This window comes from Streptomyces sp. NPDC021093, assembly GCF_044333135.1.
Lineage (GTDB): Bacteria > Actinomycetota > Actinomycetes > Streptomycetales > Streptomycetaceae > Streptomyces.
Map to the genome: position 1 here is coordinate 298,822 of NZ_JBIRQJ010000007.1, position 18,677 is coordinate 317,498.

Below are 18,677 nucleotides of genomic sequence, written 5' to 3' on the forward strand. Positions count from 1 at the left end.
GGCGCCGACCGCTCGCAACGATACCGGCACACCGGGCCGCCCCCACGGGACGGGTGCACGGGCGGGAGGTAGCGTCAGGGCAGGACTCCGCCCCGGCTCCTTACGAGGCCGACAGCAGGTCGGCCACAGGCGCGGAATTCCAGACGACATACGACCTTCCGCCGGAGGGTCCGAGGGGAAGACGTTCACCAGATGACGGACCGACGCCGCCGCGCGGCTCTCCGCCGCCGCCCGCTCCCGCTGCTTCTGCCGCTTCCGCTTCCGCTCGCGGCCGACGGAGGGCCGGTGCTGCTGCGGGAACGCAAGGGTGGCGGCGACACGGAAGCATCAGGGACGGGGGCGGGAACGGGCACGGACCCTTCGGGCACGGACACGAACCCTTCGAGCTCGGGCACGGGCACGAACCCTTCGGGCTCCGGCTCCGGCTCCGGCTCCGGTGACGACAACCCGTTCGCACCGCCGCCCGAGGGCCGCCCGGACCAGCCCTGGCAACCGCGCAGGCCGACCGGCGAGACCCCGAACGACCCGGACAACTCCGGCTCCGGCGGCTCGGGTTGGGGCAGTCGGTGGAGCGACCGCCAGCCGCCGAGCCGGGGCAGTGGCGGCTTCGGCGGCCCCGGCGGAACGGGCGGCACCGGCCGCGGCCAGAACGGACCGGACGGCGCCGAGGGCGGCCCCGGAACCAACCTGCGCTGGGACCCGACGGACCCGGCACAGCGCCGCGCACGGTACGCGCTGCTGGCGGGCATGTGGGCGTTCTTCTTCGCCCTGTTCACCCAGCGGGAGATCTCGCTGCTGCTGGGCGCGCTGGCTCTTTACTGGGGCATCAGCTCCCTGCGCAACAAGCAGCCGAAGCCGGACGCCACGGCTGCCCTGACGGGGCCGCCCGCCGCGCCCGCCACCCCGCCGGTGAGCACCAGGCCGCAGACGACGGCCGCGGTGAGCGGACTGGTGACGGCGGCGCTGGCACTGGCGATCGTGGCAACGACGTTCACGGTGCAGCTCGTCTACCGGGACTACTACACCTGCGTCGCGGACTCCCTGACGAAGTCCGCACAGGTCGCGTGCAACGACGAACTCCCGAAGTCCCTGATCCCGGTCTTCGGCGTGAAGGAATAAGCAGAAGGAGCAAGGCGGGCCACTTCAGGCAGGCCATTTCAGCCCGTCCGGGCCACTTCAGGCAGGCCACTTCAGCCCGTCGAGGGGGTACCCCCTGGTCCTTAAGACCTTGGGGGAGTTTGAGGACGCGCGGCGCAGCCGTGCACCGGGCGCAGCCCGGAACCCCCGCCCCCACCGGCGCCAGCCGTGATGCTTGCCCGCCCCGCGGCGAGCGGTTTCGGGAAGGGGCGGGGAGGGGCCAAATCCGCGAAGCGGCCCACCCACCCGCACGAACACAACCGGCCCCGCCCCACCCCGTCACCCCACGCCGCCCCCATCCGGCTCCTGCCCCGGCTCCGGCTCCGGCTCCGGCTCCGACGCCACCCCCACCACCGGCGGAGCCACCGGCACGGGCGGAGCAGAAGCCGGAAGAACCGACGCCTGCGCCACCGAATCCCCCACCGCAGGAACCTCCGGCGGCAAAGCAGGAAGCGGCGGCGCCAAAGGCCCCTGCTCCGCCCCCTCCTCCACCCCCTCCTCCGGCAACTCCCTCGGCAACTCCGCCATCAACCCCCCGGACGCCTCCCTCAAAGCCGCCCACCGCACTTCCCGCGCCCCACTGTCATGCCACGCACCCCCCACCTCTCCGCCCTCAAGGCCCCCCTGAACAAGCCCGACCCCATCCCCCTGGCCACCCCCAACTCCAACTCCGCCCCCGACTCCAACCCCAACCCCAACCCCAACCCCAACCCCAGCAAGCTCCCCCCCACCCCCAACCCCACGCCACCATCCCCCGCCCAACAACCACGGCCTCCCCTCCCGCACCCTCCACCCCCGCAGCGCCAACGCCCCCGGCACCCCCACCCCCGCCACCCACACCAGCGCCCCCAGCCCCGTCCTCCACCACACCGGCCCGAACTCCGCGAGCCGTTCCGTTCCGAGCGGGCCGCCCGACGCCGCCGCCAGCAGAGCCATCGCCGCCCCGCAGCCCACCGCCGCCAGCGCCGCCGTGCCCGCCGTCCTGCGCCGCCCCCACGCTTCCTCCCGTACGGCATACGCAGGCGCAGCCACCCGCACGGTGAACCACGCGACCGTCAGCCCTGCGACCAACGGCACGCCCGACACGGCCCAGTTGAGCGCCGTACCCCGCCCCTGACCCGGCAGCGCGGCCAGCAACGGGAAGTGCGGCAGCGCCGCCGCCCCCGCACCCCCGAACGGCGTCACGACCGCCCCCGTACCCAGCCCGAACCCCACCCCCGTCCCGTACGAGGCAGCCCACACAGCCGCGTTGGGCACCAGCGCCAACGCCAGCAGCAGCACCGCGAATCGACCCGACCACTCCGCCGCGAGCTGCAGGAACGACTCCTGCGCCAGGTCCGCGTGCCAGCTCAGCGAGACCCCGACGACCAGCGCACCACCACCCACCAGCACGGTCGTTCCGGCCGCGGCCGCACGCGCGGCCGTCCCGAGTCGGGGGCGTACGAACTCGCGCCGCACGCCCTCCGGAACCCACCCGGGCAGCGGCCCGTGCGGCCGCCCGTACGCCGTCCACACCCCGGCAGCGGCGGCAACGGTCACGAGGAGCGGCAGCCACACCGCGACGGTGCCCGGCGCGGCGGGCAGCGGACCGCCGGCCGCGTACAGCGTCACGGCGCATCCCACCGCCAGGTACCCGACCGTCACCCCGCCGAAGGCAGCCCATCCGGAGGGCACGTTCCGCGGCGGCGCACCGTCCTCGCCGCCGTCCTCCTCCAGCGCGTCGCGCGCCGCCCGGTGCGCGAGCCAGACGGGCAGCACGGCACACAGCATCGGGGTCAGCCCGACGGGCGCGGCCACACCGCTCAGGGTGTCGTGACGTACGAGATCCGCGCCGTGGGCGAGCAGCCACAGCCCGGCGGCGACGTGCAGCGCCGCGCCGGCCCCCGCGTCCGGGTAGGGCGAGCTGATCCACAGCACCATCACCAGTACGGCGAACGCGCCGAGCCCCAGCCCGGCGGCCAGCACCCCGCGCACCAGACAGACACCCCAGGCGGAAGGCCCGTTCCGCCCGGGGCCGTGCCCGACGGTCCTGGCAGCCCCGGCCTCGACGGACGCCGCGTCCGACCCGGCCGACACGGCCGATGCAGCGGACGCAGCAGACGCGGCCGACAGCCCGGCGCCGTACCGCTGACTCTCGCGCTCCGACACGCGCTCCGACTCGTGCTCGGACTCGTGCTCGGACTCTCGCTCGGGGCGTCCGCCGTGCTCGTGCTCGTGCTCGGTCACTGGATTCGGGTTCACGCGGCCATGCTGCCCACGACACGCGCCATCTTCGCGTAACGCGCGAACAGCCGACGTGTCGCCCAATATACGTTTATGTACTTTTTCGCCCGGTGCAGTACGACGGGGACCGCGGGGATCGCAGGAGTCACGGGAATCGCGGGAATCACGGAGGTGCTCCCATGACCCGCAGCACACCCACCACACCCCCTTCTCCCGCCGCCTCCGCCGCCCCTGCTCTGCCGTCCCCGAAGGAACGCCGCAGACTGCGCGAGGCGAAGGCACTGTCGCAGGTACAGGTGGCCGAGATCGTCGGCGTGACCCGCGAGACGGTCCGCTCCTGGGAAACGGGCCGCACCAGCCCGCGGGGCCGCAAACGCGAGGTGTACGCACGCCTGCTCACCGGCATCGACGAAGAACTGACCACCAAGGGCACGGCCGAACCGGTCCGCACGACAGCCGCCAAGCCTGCACCGACCAGGTCCGCACCGGCCACCCCCACGAAATCCACTGCGCGAGCGACCCCACCCACACCGACTTCGTCAGCCCCGGTGGCCTCGGTGGTCCCGGCGGCTCCGGTGGTCCTGGCGACCCCGGCGGCCCCAGCGACCCCAGCGGCTCCAGAGACTCGGGCGGCTCCGGCCACTCCGACCACTCCTGATGCCACAGCAGCGGAGGAGCAGACGAGGGAAGCCCCCTCACCCTCCCAAGCCTTCGACCGCCTCTACGCCCACACCGCCCCCTCCCTCCTCCGCCAGGCCTACCTCCTCACCGGGCGGCACCGTCTCTCGCACGAATCGGTCGAGCGGGCCTTCCACCTCGCCTGGCAGCGCTGGCCCGAGGTCGCGACCGACCGCGATCCGGCGGGCTGGGTGCGGGCTGCGGCGTACGAGTACGCGATGTCCCCCTGGCACCGCCTGCGCCGCAGCCACCGCCACATCGACCCTCCGACCGGCGGAACGACCGGCGGAACCACCGACGGGACGGGCAACGGAACAGGCAACGGAACGGCCAACGGGACAGACCACGAGACCGGCAACGGGACGACCGACGGGCCGGAAGCCCTCCTCAACGCCCTCCTCGAACTCCCGCCCCCGTACCGCCGCACCCTCCTCCTCTACGACGGCCTCGGCCTGGACCTCCCCGAGACCGCCGCCGAGACCGAGGCCAGCACCCCGGCCACCGCGAACCGCCTGGAGCACGCCCGTACCGTCGTCGCGCAGAAGCTCCCGGAACTGACCGAGGCCCCTACCCCCACCGACCGGTCCGCGCTTCTGCAGGAACGTCTCAGCACCCTCGCCCTGACGCAGTCGACCGACGACCTGCCGCCGGGCGAAACGGTCCGTACGAGAAGCGAGCGCAAGGCCCGGTTCTGGACGCGGGCGGCCATCGCGTTCACCACGCTGATCGTCGGCGCGACGGCGTTCACGCTGTCGACGGCCCCGACGCAGTACGAACCGCCGCGCCCGCCGGGCGAACCGGTCGGCGGAGTTCCGGCGCACAGCGGTCCGCAGCGCCTCACCGCGTACGACATGCAACTGCGCGCCAAGCTCCGCGCCGAACCGGCGAACGGCCCGGAACGCCTGGTTCCGCAGTACCGCTGAGCGCCCCTGCCCACCCGCACCCGCACCGCATCCGAGCCGCACCCGCATCCGCACCCACATCCGCGACCGCGACCGCGACCGGACAACGCGGAAGGCCCGCACCCCGTTTCCGGGGTGCGGGCCTTCCGCGTACGTAAAGCCGTACAGGAAACCGTACGGATCCTGCGAATCAGCCCGCCAGGATCGCGCGTGCCAGCTTCGCCGTCTCGGTCGGCGTCTTGCCGACCTTGACGCCGGCGGCCTCAAGGGCCTCCTTCTTCGCCTGGGCGGTGCCCGACGAACCGGAGACGATCGCGCCCGCGTGACCCATCGTCTTGCCCTCGGGGGCGGTGAAGCCCGCGACGTAGCCGACGACCGGCTTGGTCACGTTCTTCGCGATGTAGTCGGCCGCACGCTCCTCGGCGTCGCCGCCGATCTCACCGATCATGACGATCAGGTCGGTGTCGGGGTCGGCCTCGAACGCGGCGAGCGCGTCGATGTGCGTCGTGCCGATGACCGGGTCGCCACCGATGCCGACGGCGGACGAGAAGCCGAGGTCACGGAGCTCGTACATCATCTGGTACGTCAGCGTGCCGGACTTCGAGACCAGGCCGATGCGGCCCGGCTTCGTGATGTCGCCCGGGATGATGCCGGCGTTGGACTGGCCCGGGGTGATGAGACCAGGGCAGTTCGGGCCGATGATGCGGGTCTTGTTGCCCTTGGCCGAGGCGTACGACCAGAAGGCGGCGGAGTCGTGCACCGCGATGCCCTCGGTGATGACGACGGCGAGGGGGATCTCGGCGTCGATCGCCTCGACGACGGCGGCCTTGGAGAAGGCCGGCGGCACGAAGAGGACGGACACGTCGGCGCCCGTCTTCTCCATGGCCTCCTTGACGGAGCCGAAGACCGGGACCTCGGTGCCGTCGAAGTCGACGGACGTGCCGGCCTTGCGCGGGTTCACGCCACCGACGATGTTGGTGCCGTCGGCCAGCATGAGCTTGGTGTGCTTCATGCCCGTGGCACCGGTCATGCCCTGGACGATGACCTTGCTGTCCTTGGTGAGGAAGATAGCCATGGTGTTTGGAGTCCCTCTTCCTTACTTCGCAGCTGCGGCGAGCTCGGCGGCCTTGTCGGCCGCGCCGTCCATGGTGTCCACGCGCTGGACCAGCGGGTGGTTGGCGTCGGAGAGGATCTTGCGACCCAGCTCCGCGTTGTTGCCGTCGAGACGGACAACGAGGGGCTTGGTGACTTCCTCGCCCTTCGACTTGAGCAGCTCCAGGGCCTGGACGATGCCGTTGGCGACCTCGTCACAGGCGGTGATGCCACCGAAGACGTTGACGAACACGGACTTGACGTCCGGGTCGCCGAGGATGATCTCCAGGCCGTTCGCCATGACCTCGGCGGAGGCGCCGCCACCGATGTCGAGGAAGTTGGCGGGCTTCACGTTGCCGTGGTTCTCACCGGCGTACGCGACGACGTCCAGGGTCGACATGACCAGGCCGGCGCCGTTGCCGATGATGCCGACCTCGCCGTCCAGCTTGACGTAGTTGAGGTTCTTGGCCTTGGCAGCGGCTTCGAGCGGGTTGGCCGCTGCCTTGTCCTCAAGCGCCTCGTGGTCGGGCTGGCGGAAGTCGGCGTTCTCGTCGAGAGACACCTTTCCGTCCAGCGCCAGGATGCGGCCGTCCTTGGTCTTCACCAGCGGGTTGACCTCGACGAGGAGGGCGTCCTCGGCGACGAAGGTGTCCCACAGGGTCACCATGGCCTCGGCGACACCCTCGGCCACGTCGGCCGGGAACTTCGCCAGGGAGACGATCTCGCGGGCCTTCTCGATGGTGACGCCGTCGTTGGCGTTGACCGGGACCTTCGCGAGGGCCTCGGGGGTCTTCTCCGCGACCTCCTCGATGTCCATGCCGCCCTGCACCGATGCCATCGCGAGGAAGGTGCGGTTGGTGCGGTCGAGGAGGTACGAGACGTAGTACTCCGCCTCGATCTCCGGGGAGAGCTCGGCGATCATCACCTTGTGGACCGTGTGGCCCTTGATGTCCATGCCGAGGATGTCCGTCGCGCGAGCGACGGCCTCGTCCGGGGTCGCGGCGAGCTTCACGCCGCCGGCCTTTCCACGGCCGCCGACCTTCACCTGAGCCTTGACGACGGACTTGCCGCCCATGCCCTCAGTGGCCTTGCGCGCCGCCTCAGGCGTGTCAATGACTTCACCGGCCAGCACCGGTACACCGTGCTTGGCGAAGAGGTCCCTCGCCTGGTACTCGAACAGGTCCACGCGCGTCCGTCCCTTTTCTGATGATCGCGGGTTCTGGTGATCGCGTTGCGTTCAATGCGATGGGCGTGCCGCGAAGGCAACGTGACGGCGCTGTCACAAGGGAGGCGTACACGGTGTCCGGTACGCGGCATGTCCGTCTCGCAGGTTATCCCCGAGGGACGTTGGTCCCTAAATCGCAGGTCACACCAGAGCGGTGATACCTGTCACAGGGTGCCACCCAGAGCCATGATCGGCGTCACGCAGTGTCCCCTCCTGCTCCCCTCGTATCGCTTCGCGTCCACTCATGCGGCGTCCGGTACAGGTATCGGCCGCTTCTCGATCGCGGCCGCCATGACCTCGGGGCTGCATCCCCCGGGGGCAACCCCCGGACCCCCGGCCGACCGCAGGTCACGCCGCCTCAGCCCATGTCCGGTATGGGAAGGGGCCGCTTCTCGATCGCGGCCGCCATGACCTCAGGGAAGAGGTCCGGGGTGCAGGCGAAGGCCGGTGCGCCGAGTGCGGCGAGGGCGGCGGCGTGCTCGCGGTCGTAGGCGGGGGCGCCCTCGTCCGAGAGCGCGAGCAGCGTGACGAACTGAACGCCGGACGCCTTCATCGCGGCGACCCGCTTCAGCATCTCGTTGCGGATGCCCCCTTCGTACAGGTCGCTGATCAGCACGAAGACGGTGTCCGCCGGCCGGGTGATCTGCGACTGGCAGTAGGCGAGCGCCCGGTTGATGTCGGTGCCGCCGCCGAGCTGGGTGCCGAACAGCACGTCGACCGGGTCGTCCAGCTGATCGGTGAGGTCGACGACAGCGGTGTCGAAGACGACGAGCCGGGTCTGCAGGGACCGCATCGAGGCGAGGACCGCACCGAAGACGGACGCGTAGACGACGGACGCGGCCATCGATCCCGACTGGTCGATGCAGAGGACGACCTCCTTCTTGACCGACTGGGAGGCCCGGCCGTAACCGATCAGCCGCTCGGGGACGACCATCCCCTGCTCCGGCAGGTAGTTCTTCAGGTTGGCGCGAATCGTTCGGTCCCAGTCGATGTCGCGGTGCCGGGGCCGGTTGACGCGGGCGCTGCGGTCCAGGGCGCCGGTGAGGGTGGCCCGGGTGCGGGTGGCGAGGCGCTTCTCCAGGTCCTCGACGACCTTGCGCACGACGGCCCGCGCGGTCTCCTTCGTCGTCTCGGGCATCGCCTTGTTGAGCGAGAGGAGGGTGCCGACCAGATGGACGTCGGCCTCTACGGCCTCCAGCATCTCCGGCTCCAGGAGCAGCGCGGACAGGCCGAGCCGTTCGATGGCGTCGCGCTGCATGACCTGGACGACGGAGCTGGGGAAGTACGTCCTGATGTCGCCGAGCCAGCGGGCCACGGAAGGGGCGGAAGCGCCGAGTCCGGCAGACCGCTCGCCGGTGCGTTTCGTACGGGAGGGGCCGCCGTCCGCGGTGCCGTAGAGGGCGGCGAGGGCGCCGTCCATCGCCGCGTCCTGGCCGGTGAGCGAGCAGCCGGTGCCGTCGGCGGAGTCCCCGCCGAGGACCATGCGCCAGCGCCGGAGCCGTTCGTCGACGGCCGGGTCCTTACCGCTTGTTGCCGTGGTCATCGCGTGGTCACCTCCGTGTGGTCGTGCTGGTGGTCGTGCTGGTGGTCGCTGTGCGCTTGCTGTTGGTCGGTGCTGGTGCCTGTGCTGGTGCTGGTGCCGAGCAGCAGGTGCAGTACCGGCAGTACGGCGTCGGCGCGCTCCTGGTCGAGTACGGGGCCGAAGCCCGGCGGTCCCGCTTCCGCGCCCGCCCCGACCGCCCCGGCCGCCGGGCCGCCGCCCGGCCGTGCGGGCCCGCGCCTGACCAGCTCGCCGAGGGTGCGGCGGACCCCCGGTTCGTACGCGGCGAACGTGCGCCGCAGCAGCGGCAGTACGTCGGTGAAGGCGTCCGGCGACACCCCGGTGAGCCAGCTGTCGACGAGGCCGAGGAGGCGTTCGTCGTGGATCAGGAGCATGCCCGAGCCGGACGCTCCGCCGACGAAGCCCTCGATCCAGGCCGCCGCGTCGGCGGGCGGGGTGCCTGGCGAGAGCGCGAGGCCCATGAGTCGGGCGGCGTCGTCCTCGTCGAGCCGTCCGTCGTCGAGGAGGAGACGGACGGCGCGGCCCCGGACGGCCCCGGCGACGGTGTCCCGGCCTGCGAGCCTGCGCAGCACCTGGGCCCAACGTCCGCGCAGGTCGCGCGAGTCGGCGTCGCCGCCCGGCGGTTCGAGGAGGCCGATCGCGGTGTGCACGGCGTCGACGTGGCGGCGCATTTCGGCGGCGCCGTCCGCGTCGAGTCCCGTACAGGCAGGGGGCAGGCCGACGCAGATCCGTTCGGCGAGGCCCGCCGCGACTTCGGCGAGGGCGGCGGTCCCGGTGCCGCGCACGTCGCCGTATCTGAGCGTGCGGGCGAGGGCGGGGAGGGCCTGGGCGAGGTGGCCGACGTCGCTGTCCAGGGCGGCGCGGTCGGCGAGGGCCCGCATCACCACCGGGAGCGCACCGGGCAGTTCGGCAAGGAGGCACTGCTCGGCGAGGGCGGTGATGTCGGCGAGGGCGGTCGCGGCGGCGGCCTGTGCTTCCGCTTTCGCGGTCGCGGCGGCCAGGACGGTGGTGCCCCACACCCCTGCTTCGGCAACCCGCACCGACAGCTCGGGTTCCCAGCGCAGCCGCCAGCCCTCGCGGAAGGTGCCGGTGCTGCCGCGGGACTCTGCCGCCTCGCCCCAGCCGATGCCGAGGAGGCGCAGCCTGTGCAGGAGGCGACTGCGGGCGGCGTCGGTGTCCTTGCGGAGGTCGAGGTCCAACTCCCGCTCCGCCGCCTCAGGTTTGAGGCGGAGCGTGCGCTGCTGCCGGGTGAGGTCGCGTTGCAGCGGCACGACGGGGGCGGAGTCCGGAACCTCACCGAGGACGTCGCCGACGATCAGCCTGTCGTGCACCAGCGAGAGCGGCACGTCGGAGCCGTCGCACAGCACGGCCCTGATCGCGTCGGTCGTCTCGGTGAGCCCGGCGAGGGGCCGGCCGCGCAGCACGGCGAGGGTCTCGGCGAGCCGGACGGCCTCGATGACGTGGGCGGAGGAGACGGGGCGGTCCTCTTCGCGCAGCAGTCCCGCGACCTTGGTCATCCAGCGCACGACGGGGCGGTCCGCCGCACCGAAGAGGTGTCCGTACCAGCCGGGCGAGTCGATGCCCGCTCCGTACCCGCTGTGCCGGGCGAGCCGTCGGTGGGTCCAGGGCACCCAGGTCAGCTCGGCCTTGACCTTGGGCAGGCCCTTGAGGAGGGCCCGGTCGGCGGCGAGAGTGGGCGGCTTCCCGCCGAGCGCGGGCACGTGCCAGGCACCGCAGACGACGGCGACCTCTGCCCCGAACTCCTTGCGTGCGGTGCGGAGTTGGATGCGCATGTAGGCCTCGCGCACCAGGTCGCGACGGTGTCCCCCGTCCCCGTACTCCTGCCGCAGCGCCCCCATGGCCTCGGCGAGCGCCTCGAACGGCGCGAACGGGTCGCCGCCGCCTGCTCCCCGGTGCTCGACGACGTCCTCCCACCAGCGCTCCGGGTCGTCGTACCCGGCGGCATCGGCGAGCGCGGCGAGCGGATCCACCGCCAGCGCGGCGGCCTCCTCCGCTTCCTGCCCCTCGCCCTCCCCATCAGCCCTGTCCTCCCCCTCTGCCCCGTTCTCCCCGCCTGACCCGTTCTCCCCGTCCTCCGCCCGCAGCGCCAGCGAGTGGGCCGCGGGCAGGTCGAAGAAGCGGACCGGTACGTCGTGCGCCAGCGCCCAGCGGATCGCGACCCACTCCGGCGAGAACTCGGCCAGCGGCCAGAACGACGCCCGGCCCGGGTCGTCCACCACATGCGCCAGGAGGGCGACCGGTGGAGTCATCTGCGGGTCGGCGGCGAGCGGCAGCAGCGCGTCGCCCTCCGGCGGGCCCTCGACCAGTACGACGCGGGGGCGCGCGGCGTCGAGCGCGTCCCGCACGGCACGGGCCGATCCTGGGCCGTGGTGGCGGACCCCCAGCAGCCAAGGGCCTTGCGGAACAGGGGTGTTCGGAGGTGGTACCTCGGGGACCGCGGTGCTCGGCGGTGGCCCCTCGGGAACGGCGGCGGCTGCGACAGCCGCGGCGGTCGTCATGCGGTCACCTCGCGGCAGGCGCGGTAGAAGTCCTTCCAGCCGTCCCGCTCGCGGACGACCGTCTCCAGGTACTCCTGCCAGATCACCCGGTCCGCCGCCGGGTCGCGGACGACCGCACCGAGGATGCCGGCGGCGACGTCGCCGGAGCGCAGCACGCCGTCGCCGAAGTGCGCGGCCAGGGCCAGGCCGTTGGTGACGACGGAGATCGCCTCGGCCGTGGACAGCGTGCCGGACGGGGACTTGAGCTTCGTACGGCCGTCGGCGGTGACTCCCGAGCGCAGCTCGCGGAAGACGGTGACGACGCGGCGGATCTCGTCGATGGCGTCGGCGCCGCCCGGCAGGTCGAGGGAGCGGCCCAGCTGGTCGACGCGCCGCGACACGATGTCGACCTCGGCCTCCGGGGTCGCAGGCAGCGGCAGGACGACCGTGTTGAACCGGCGGCGGAGCGCGCTGGAGAGGTCGTTGACCCCGCGGTCGCGGTCGTTGGCGGTGGCGATCAGATTGAAGCCGGAGACGGCCTGGCACTCCTGGCCCAACTCGGGGATGGGCAGGGTCTTTTCCGACAGGATCGTGATCAGGGAGTCCTGCACGTCGGCCGGTATGCGGGTGAGCTCCTCGACGCGGGCGGTCATGCCCTCGGTCATGGCCCGCATGACGGGGCTGGGCACCAGGGCGTCGCGGCTGGGGCCGTGGGCGAGCAGCTGGGCGTAGTTCCAGCCGTACCGGATGGCTTCCTCGGGTGTGCCCGCGGTGCCCTGGACGAGCAGGGTGGAGTCACCGCTGACGGCGGCGGCCAGGTGCTCGGAGACCCAGGTCTTGGCGGTGCCGGGGACTCCGAGCAGCAGCAGGGCGCGGTCCGTGGCGAGTGTCGTGACGGCGACTTCGACGATGCGGCGCGGGCCCACGTACTTCGGGGTGATCACCGTGCCGTCGGGCAGGGCGCCGCCGAGCAGATATGTGGCCACGGCCCACGGCGAGAGCCGCCAGCGGGCGGGCCGCGGCCGGTCGTCGGCCGCGGCCAGCGCCTTCAGCTCCTGCGCGAACGCGTCCTCGGCGTGCGGTCGCAGGGCCTCGGAAACGTCCGCCGCGCCGGCCCCGGACGTGGTGGCCGCGTGGGCCCCTGACGTGGTGGCCGTACCGGCCTCGGACGTGGCGGCCAGGTCGATTGCAGGCGTGGTCATGGAATCCCCCTCCAGATTTCCCGGATGTGGATTCCACCGTGCACCATGCCACTGACAATCAAGCGTCGTCGCAGGTCAGACCCCAATTGACGGGCCTGTGCGGGTACTTCGTCCGGGCCGGGGCGCCTCCCCCGGCCCGGGGTCCGCCACCCGGCTACCGCTCCATGGGCGCCACGGCGATGCAGCCGCCGGCCACGGCCTTCGCGCCGGTGGCTTCCTTGAGCACCTTGCCCTTGTACGTGACCTTGCAGGTGACGTCGGGGTCGGGCTTGAGCACGTCGGAAACGTTCGGCATGACGGAGGGCGGCATGACGCCGTTCATCGTGACCGTCTTCTTCCACGGGAGGACGGGCTTCTTGTCCTCCTCCGTCCGAGGTTCCGCGGCAGTGCCCGACCCGGCGGCGAACTCGATGGTCTTGACGTCCTTGCCCGTGACCTCGTACGTCACCTCGTAGGGCTTGTCGAGCAGCTCCTTGGCGGCCTTGTCCGCCCCCTCGGATGCGCCCGCCTTGACGGCCTTCTCCACCTCGGCGCAGGCGCCGAGTCCGAACATGAGGCCGGTGACGGCGGCGGCGCAGACAGCGGCGCGGATGGTGCGGTTCATGTGGTGAATCCCCCCGGATCAGGAAGTGTTGAGGACCGCACAGAATCGCAAAGAGGAAGTAAAGTCAAGTGGATCACCCTGGTCGATTCGCTGGTCAGGGCGATTGTCAGTGGCGGCCTCTACGGTCGGAGACATGAATCAGCTGGGGGTGCGCTGGACGGCGGATCAGGTGCTGGCACTGGCTCCTGATGCCGCCTCACGCAAAGCGGGAAGCAGGCTCGGCACTGCCGGGCCGTGGTCGGACGCGGGGTGCGACGGCGCGGGCGCGCTGTGGGGGCTGTGCAGGGGGAGCGGCAGCAGGCCGTATCAGACCGTCGTCGATCTGACGGGGTCCGGGGCGGCCTCCAAGTGCAGTTGCCCCAGCCGGAAGTTCCCCTGCAAGCACGCACTGGGACTGCTGCTGCTCTGGGCCTCGGAGGACCCGGCGGTGGTGCGGGGCGCGGAGCCCGCGGACTGGGCCGCCGAGTGGCTCCGGGGCCGCAGGGAGCGGGCGGCCGGAGCCGCCGGAGCCGCGCGCGAGGGGAAGGGGACGGCGGAGGGCGCGTCCGCCGACAGGACGGCCGATCCGGAGGCCGCCCGACGGCGTGCCGAGCGCCGGGCGGCCCGGATCGAAGCGGGCGCCTCGGAGCTGGAGCAGCGCCTGACGGACCTGCTGCGCGGCGGCCTGGCCGCCGCCGAGCGTTCGGGGTACGGACTCTGGGAAGAGACCGCGGCCCGCATGGTCGACGCACAGGCTCCCGGACTGGCCGCGCGAGTGCGGGAGTTGGGGTCGATACCGGCGACCGGCCCCGGCTGGCCGGTGCGGCTCCTGGAGGAGTGCGCGCTGTTGCACCTGCTCGACGGGGCATGGCTGGGCCGGGACCGACTGCCCGCCCCGCTCGCGACGACGGTACGCACGCGGGTCGGCCTGCCGTCCGCCCCCGACGGCCCGGCGGTCCGCGACCGCTGGCTGGTCCTCGCACAGTACGACCAGGCCGCCGGCCTGGTCACCACCCGCCGCATCTGGCTGTACGGCCAGGAGTCGGGCCGCACCGCGCTGGTGCTGTCCTTCGGCGCGGCCGGCCGGGCCCCGGAGACAGTGCTCCCGGTGGGCCTCACCGTCGACGCCGAGCTGCTGCCGCACGGCGGTTCGGGGCAGCTGCGGGCCGGCCTGGGCGCGCAGTTCGGGACCCCGTCCCCGGTGGCCGCACCACCACCGGGCGGCACCGCCACCGAGGCGCTGGAGGCATACTCCCGGGCACTGCGCGACGACCCGTGGCTGGACTCCTGGCCGGTATCCCTCGCGTCGGCGATACCGGTGCCGTCCGCCGACGGCTGGCAACTCGCCGACGCGGACGGCGAGTTGGCACTCCCCGTCGCTCGGGCGGCACTGGGCAGACCGGCCCTCTGGAAACTCGCCGCCCTCTCCGGCGGCGCCCCGGTCTCCGTCTTCGGCGAATGCGGCCACCAGGGCTTCCTTCCCCTGACCGCCTGGTCCTCCACCTCACCGATGCCGGTCGCGCTCGCCTGACACCTCGCTCGACGCCGCGTCCGGCGTTTCGTCCGGCGTCCCGCCCGACACTTCCTCCGGCCCCTCATCCGGCCCTGCCTGTGCACCACACGGGCACTGACGCCGCCCTCACCCGCACCACAACCCCACCCCACTCTTCACTTCACTTCACCTGGAGGGACTCAATGACCACCACCTGGGAAGACCTCGTCACCTCCGCCCTCCTGGGCACCGACCGCCGCCCGGCGCCTCCCGACCCCCATCTCGGCCCCGGTCCCGGTGTCGTCCCCGGTCCCAGATCCCCGGCGCAGGATCCCCCCACCGCCCTCCTCGACGCCGCCGCCCTCCACACCCTCCGCCGCCGAGCGGGTCTGGCCCCCGCCCCGGCGGGCGAGCTGCCTCCCTCCGCTCCGGAGGACACCCGCCCGCCGCTCCCCGCACCCGCCCGCCACCGGCTCGCCCTGCTCCTCGCCGACCGTGCCGCCCCCGCCCAGTCCGGCGGGCGCCGCGGCAGCGCCCCCGACCTGACCGAACTGCTCCCCCAGTGGCTCGCCGCCGCCAACCGGCACCGCTTCCAGGCGCCCGCCGATCTGCTGCCCGCCCTGCTCGACGCGGCTCGGGCCCGTACGGACCTGCGGCCCCAGGCCCTGGAGTTCGCGGGGTCGCGCGGACTGTGGCTGGCCCGGCTCAACCCGGAGTGGAAGTACGCCCTGCGCGGCACCGCGGGCGGGACCGCACTCCCGGACGTACAGGACGCCGAGGCCGTGCGGAAGCTGTGGGAGGAGGGGCTGTTCGCCGAGCGGGTGGGACTGCTCGGTGCCGTACGGGCGGCGGAGCCGGCCGCCGCGCTCGTCCTGCTCACCACGGCCTGGGCCACGGAGCGCGCCGAGGACCGGCTGATGTTCCTGGACTCGCTGCGCACCGGGTTGAGCGGGAGGGACGAGGAGTTCCTGGAGCAGGCGCTGTCGGACCGCAGCCGCAACGTCCGGGCCGTCGCCGCGGAACTCCTCTCCGCACTGCCCGCCTCCGCGTTCGGCGCACGGATGGCGGACCGGGCCACGTCCTGCGTGGCCCTGGACCGTACGGGCGATGCCGGCGGTATCGCGGTGGAGGCGCCGCACGAGTGCGACGCGGCCATGCAGCGGGACGGAGTGGTGGCGAAACCACCGGCCGGGCGGGGTGAACGGTCCTGGTGGTTCGGCCAGTTGGTGGAGTCCGCACCGCTCGGCGCCTGGTCGGCAAGGCTCGGGGGGCGTACGGCACGGGAGATCGTGCGGCTGCCCGTCGCCGACGGATGGGCCGAGGAACTGCACGCGGCCTGGTGCCGGGCGGCGATACGCCAGGGCGACTCGAACTGGGCGCGGGCACTGCTGGGGGCTCCGTCGGTGCCGCCCGAGGCGGGTACGGGCACGGCCTCTCTCGCCGAGCGGGCAAAGCTGCTGGCCACCCTGCCGGACGGGGAACGGGCCGACTGGGTGGCCGAGTTCGTCTCGGCACACGGATTGTCGGAGGCGTTCCAGCTGCTGGGGGTGTGCGTGGTGCCGTGGTCGGGGGCACTGGGCCGGGCGGTTGTCGACGCGCTCGACATCGCGCGGGACGCGGGGAGCTATCCGTGGAGCTTCAGCGGCGTGATGGGACTGGCCGAACGGTGCCTCGACCCGGGCGAGGCGGACCGCCTGGAAATCCTGACCACCACACCGGACGAGGCGGAGGGCGCGTCGCCGGGGGCAGGGGGCTACTGGTCGGAAGCCTTCCAACGCCTGGTGGGGACGCTGAGACTGCGGGCGGCAATGGTGCGAGAACTGGAGGGAGAGGGGTAGAGGGGCGCGGTCAGGCACCTCGATACCGCCGCCCCCGTCGCCTCCTTAGGTGCAAGCGCCGCCCCCGTCGCCTCCTTAGGCGCAAGCGCCGCCCCCCGTCGCCTCCTTGGGCAGCGGGCCCGGCCCCTCACCCGCGCGCTCTCTCCCCCTCCCCCCGCCGCCGCCTCCTTGGGCAGCGGGGCCGCCCCCGGGGGCGGGACGGGTGGGCAAGGGGGCGGCCCCCACGCGAAGCCCCACCCTCCCGACCGCACGCCCTCGCCACCGCACCTCCCGCGCCCCGCGACCGCGTCCCGTGCGGGCCGGTGGGCCGCTTCGCGGATTGGGCCCCTCCCCGCCCCTCCACCTAAACCGCTCGCCGCGGGGCGGGTGGGTGGGTTGTACGTGCGGGTGCGTCGTGGCTGATCGCGCAGTTCCCCGCGCCCCTAACGGGGCCGGTGGGCGTCGTAGCTGGTCGCGCCCGCGCGGCGGAGCCGCATGTCCAGTGCAGCCCCTCGCCCCTGACGGGGCCGCGCCGCGCCGCGTGTCCTCAGATGCCGGGCAGGCTGAAGCGGCCCCGACAGGCCGGATCGCTCACGCCCCCGCCGGCTGCCGCACGTTCGCCCGTACCCACTCCACGATCGCCGTCGTCGTCGCCCCCGGCGTGAAGATCTCCGCCACGCCCTTCGCCTTCAGCGGAGCGATGTCGTCCTCCGGGATGATCCCGCCGCCGAACACCTTGATGTCCGCCGCGTCGCGCTCCCGGAGCAGGTCGATGACCTTCACGAAGAGCGTGTTGTGGGCGCCGGACAGGATCGACATGCCGATCGCGTCCGCGTCCTCCTGGATCGCGGTGTCCACGATCTGCTCGGGAGTCTGGTGCAGGCCCGTGTAGATGACCTCCATACCGGCGTCCCGCAGCGCCCGTGCGATGACCTTGGCCCCGCGGTCGTGTCCGTCAAGACCCGGCTTCGCCACCACCACACGGATCGGTCCCGTAACACCCATCGCTGCTGCCTCCCAGTACGCACCGCGCCGCCGTTGGCGCAACGTCCCCTGCCCCGGGAGGGACAGGGAAGTGAACGAACGTTATCCACAGCATCCCGCACGGCGCCGTTTCGCGGTGGACGGAGAGGGGGAAATCACACGTTGGGAAACGTTCGCTGTGCGTCGTACCCGCACCAGCCGGCACCGCAGCCACGCACGGCCGCCGCAGCCGGGACGCACGCACGGGGAGCCGTAACGAGGTCGCCGTACCACCGTGCCGTCAGCCGCACGGCACGGTGGTACGGCCCACTCCCTTGCTCCACCGACCTCCGCCACGGCACCCCATGAGGGCACACGGGGGACAGGGCCGTCCCCCCGCGTGCCGTTCGGGAGGTCGGCCGCCATGATCGTTCCGCCCCAGCCACTCCTCCTCTCCCCCTTCGGCCCGCTGCTGCGCGCCACCGCGCTCGAATTGGCCATCCTGTTCGGGCACTTGCTCCTCTATCCCTCGGGGATACGGCCGGAGCGCCCCGCCGAGCCCGAGATACCCACCGCCGGCCGGTCCCGCCCGCCGGTCGTGCTGCTGCACGGATTCGTCGACAACCGTTCCGTGTTCGTGCTGCTGCGCCGCTCGCTGGCCCGGCACGGCTGGTGCCATCTCGCCTCGCTCAATTACTCGCCGCTCACCTGCGACATCCGCACCGCCGCCGAACTCCTGGGCCGTCATGTCGAGGAGATCTGTGCCAGGACGGGGCACCGCGAGGTCGACATCGTCGGGCACAGCCTCGGCGGTCTGATCGCCCGTTATTACGCGCAGCGACTCGGCGGCGACACGCGCGTACGGACACTTGTCACACTCGGAACTCCGCACGAGGGAACGCGTGTAGCCCCACCGATGAGCGCGCACCCTCTCGTACGACAGATGCGTCCCGGCTCCTCGGTGATCGAAGAACTGGCGCTGCCCGCACCCGACTGCCGGACCCGTTTCGTGAGTTTCTGGAGCGACCTTGATCAATTGATGCTGCCGGTGGAAACAGCCCGTATCCACCACCCCGATCTGATCGCCCAGAACGTGCAGGTCAGCGGGATCGGCCATCTCGCGCTGCCCGTACACCCGGCCGTCGCCGCCGGAATCCGGCAGGCCCTTCAGACACAGGGCGCGGCCGACGCGGGCTCTCCGGGCATCTCCGTCGCGTGACGCCCGGGATAACCGGCAGCCACGGTGCTCAAGGTGTGAATGTGACGTGATCAAGACCTTGCATTCCTCGAACATTTGCCGAACG

Annotated in this window: 13 protein-coding genes; 5 read left to right on the plus strand and 8 right to left on the minus strand. The window is 72.5% G+C overall.

Annotation, left to right across the window (positions count from 1 at the left end; genetic code table 11):
* The first annotated feature begins 192 nt into the window (after window positions 1-192).
* On the plus strand, window positions 193-1,119 hold the full coding sequence (locus ACH4SP_RS23410) for a hypothetical protein (RefSeq protein WP_398417482.1): 927 nt from the start codon (window positions 193-195) through the stop codon (window positions 1,117-1,119).
* Between the two features lie 297 nt (window positions 1,120-1,416).
* Here ACH4SP_RS23410 and ACH4SP_RS23415 read toward each other — a convergent pair whose 3' ends face one another.
* Window positions 1,417-3,378: a DUF6350 family protein gene (locus tag ACH4SP_RS23415; protein ID WP_398417483.1), complete on the minus strand. Its 1,962-nt coding sequence runs from the start codon at window positions 3,376-3,378 to the stop codon at window positions 1,417-1,419.
* A gap of 161 nt (window positions 3,379-3,539) precedes the next feature.
* Between ACH4SP_RS23415 and ACH4SP_RS23420 the strand changes: the two genes are divergently transcribed.
* The gene (locus ACH4SP_RS23420; RefSeq protein ID WP_398417484.1) at window positions 3,540-4,961 is read left to right on the plus strand and encodes a sigma factor-like helix-turn-helix DNA-binding protein; all 1,422 of its coding nucleotides are present in this window, start codon (window positions 3,540-3,542) and stop codon (window positions 4,959-4,961) included.
* A gap of 169 nt (window positions 4,962-5,130) precedes the next feature.
* Here the strand turns inward: ACH4SP_RS23420 and sucD are convergent, their stop codons facing one another.
* The 6 genes from sucD to ACH4SP_RS23450 form a co-directional block, all read right to left on the minus strand.
* A complete protein-coding gene (gene sucD, locus ACH4SP_RS23425; protein WP_398417485.1) occupies window positions 5,131-6,015 on the minus strand; it encodes a succinate--CoA ligase subunit alpha in 885 nt (294 codons plus the stop codon).
* Between the two features lie 21 nt (window positions 6,016-6,036).
* The gene (gene sucC / locus ACH4SP_RS23430) at window positions 6,037-7,218 is read right to left on the minus strand and encodes an ADP-forming succinate--CoA ligase subunit beta (protein ID WP_398417486.1); all 1,182 of its coding nucleotides are present in this window, start codon (window positions 7,216-7,218) and stop codon (window positions 6,037-6,039) included.
* Window positions 7,219-7,615: 397 nt separating this feature from the next.
* Window positions 7,616-8,800, minus strand: a complete 1,185-nt coding sequence (locus ACH4SP_RS23435; protein ID WP_398417487.1) for a VWA domain-containing protein — start codon at window positions 8,798-8,800, stop codon at window positions 7,616-7,618.
* Window positions 8,797-11,337, minus strand: a complete 2,541-nt coding sequence (locus ACH4SP_RS23440; RefSeq protein ID WP_398417488.1) for a DUF5682 family protein — start codon at window positions 11,335-11,337, stop codon at window positions 8,797-8,799. The genes ACH4SP_RS23435 and ACH4SP_RS23440 overlap by 4 nt, the downstream gene beginning before the upstream one ends.
* A complete protein-coding gene (locus ACH4SP_RS23445) occupies window positions 11,334-12,518 on the minus strand; it encodes an AAA family ATPase (protein WP_398417489.1) in 1,185 nt (394 codons plus the stop codon). Before ACH4SP_RS23445 ends, ACH4SP_RS23440 begins: the two co-directional genes overlap by 4 nt.
* A gap of 154 nt (window positions 12,519-12,672) precedes the next feature.
* Window positions 12,673-13,122 carry a hypothetical protein gene (locus tag ACH4SP_RS23450; RefSeq protein ID WP_398417490.1) on the minus strand — a complete coding sequence of 150 codons (450 nt, stop codon included), beginning with the start codon at window positions 13,120-13,122 and terminating at the stop codon, window positions 12,673-12,675.
* A gap of 133 nt (window positions 13,123-13,255) precedes the next feature.
* Here ACH4SP_RS23450 and ACH4SP_RS23455 point away from each other — a divergent pair, with 133 nt between their 5' ends.
* Window positions 13,256-14,632, plus strand: a complete 1,377-nt coding sequence (locus ACH4SP_RS23455; RefSeq protein WP_398417491.1) for an SWIM zinc finger domain-containing protein — start codon at window positions 13,256-13,258, stop codon at window positions 14,630-14,632.
* 164 nt (window positions 14,633-14,796) lie between these two features.
* Complete coding sequence (locus tag ACH4SP_RS23460; RefSeq protein ID WP_398417492.1) at window positions 14,797-16,431, plus strand: DUF5691 domain-containing protein; 1,635 nt, start codon at window positions 14,797-14,799, stop codon at window positions 16,429-16,431.
* A 570-nt stretch (window positions 16,432-17,001) separates the two neighbouring features.
* Here ACH4SP_RS23460 and ACH4SP_RS23465 read toward each other — a convergent pair.
* A complete protein-coding gene (locus ACH4SP_RS23465; protein ID WP_362428642.1) occupies window positions 17,002-17,415 on the minus strand; it encodes a cobalamin B12-binding domain-containing protein in 414 nt (137 codons plus the stop codon).
* A 382-nt stretch (window positions 17,416-17,797) separates the two neighbouring features.
* Here ACH4SP_RS23465 and ACH4SP_RS23470 point away from each other — a divergent pair, with 382 nt between their 5' ends.
* Window positions 17,798-18,592, plus strand: a complete 795-nt coding sequence (locus ACH4SP_RS23470) for an esterase/lipase family protein (RefSeq protein WP_398417493.1) — start codon at window positions 17,798-17,800, stop codon at window positions 18,590-18,592.
* The last annotated feature ends 85 nt before the right edge of the window (window positions 18,593-18,677 follow it).

What these genes read in the sequence shown, in the direction of transcription:
- ACH4SP_RS23460 (WP_398417492.1), top strand. Translation starts at nt 14,797, where the DNA reads ATGACCACCACCTGGGAAGACCTCGTCACCTCCGCCCTCCTGGGCACC.
- ACH4SP_RS23420 (WP_398417484.1), top strand. Translation starts at nt 3,540, where the DNA reads ATGACCCGCAGCACACCCACCACACCCCCTTCTCCCGCCGCCTCCGCC.
- ACH4SP_RS23440 (WP_398417488.1), bottom strand. Translation starts at nt 11,337, where the DNA reads ATGACGACCGCCGCGGCTGTCGCAGCCGCCGCCGTTCCCGAGGGGCCA.
- ACH4SP_RS23445 (WP_398417489.1), bottom strand. Translation starts at nt 12,518, where the DNA reads ATGACCACGCCTGCAATCGACCTGGCCGCCACGTCCGAGGCCGGTACG.
- ACH4SP_RS23410 (WP_398417482.1), top strand. Translation starts at nt 193, where the DNA reads ATGACGGACCGACGCCGCCGCGCGGCTCTCCGCCGCCGCCCGCTCCCG.
- ACH4SP_RS23465 (WP_362428642.1), bottom strand. Translation starts at nt 17,415, where the DNA reads ATGGGTGTTACGGGACCGATCCGTGTGGTGGTGGCGAAGCCGGGTCTT.
- ACH4SP_RS23470 (WP_398417493.1), top strand. Translation starts at nt 17,798, where the DNA reads ATGATCGTTCCGCCCCAGCCACTCCTCCTCTCCCCCTTCGGCCCGCTG.
- ACH4SP_RS23435 (WP_398417487.1), bottom strand. Translation starts at nt 8,800, where the DNA reads ATGACCACGGCAACAAGCGGTAAGGACCCGGCCGTCGACGAACGGCTC.
- ACH4SP_RS23450 (WP_398417490.1), bottom strand. Translation starts at nt 13,122, where the DNA reads ATGAACCGCACCATCCGCGCCGCTGTCTGCGCCGCCGCCGTCACCGGC.
- ACH4SP_RS23455 (WP_398417491.1), top strand. Translation starts at nt 13,256, where the DNA reads ATGAATCAGCTGGGGGTGCGCTGGACGGCGGATCAGGTGCTGGCACTG.
- sucD (WP_398417485.1), bottom strand. Translation starts at nt 6,015, where the DNA reads ATGGCTATCTTCCTCACCAAGGACAGCAAGGTCATCGTCCAGGGCATG.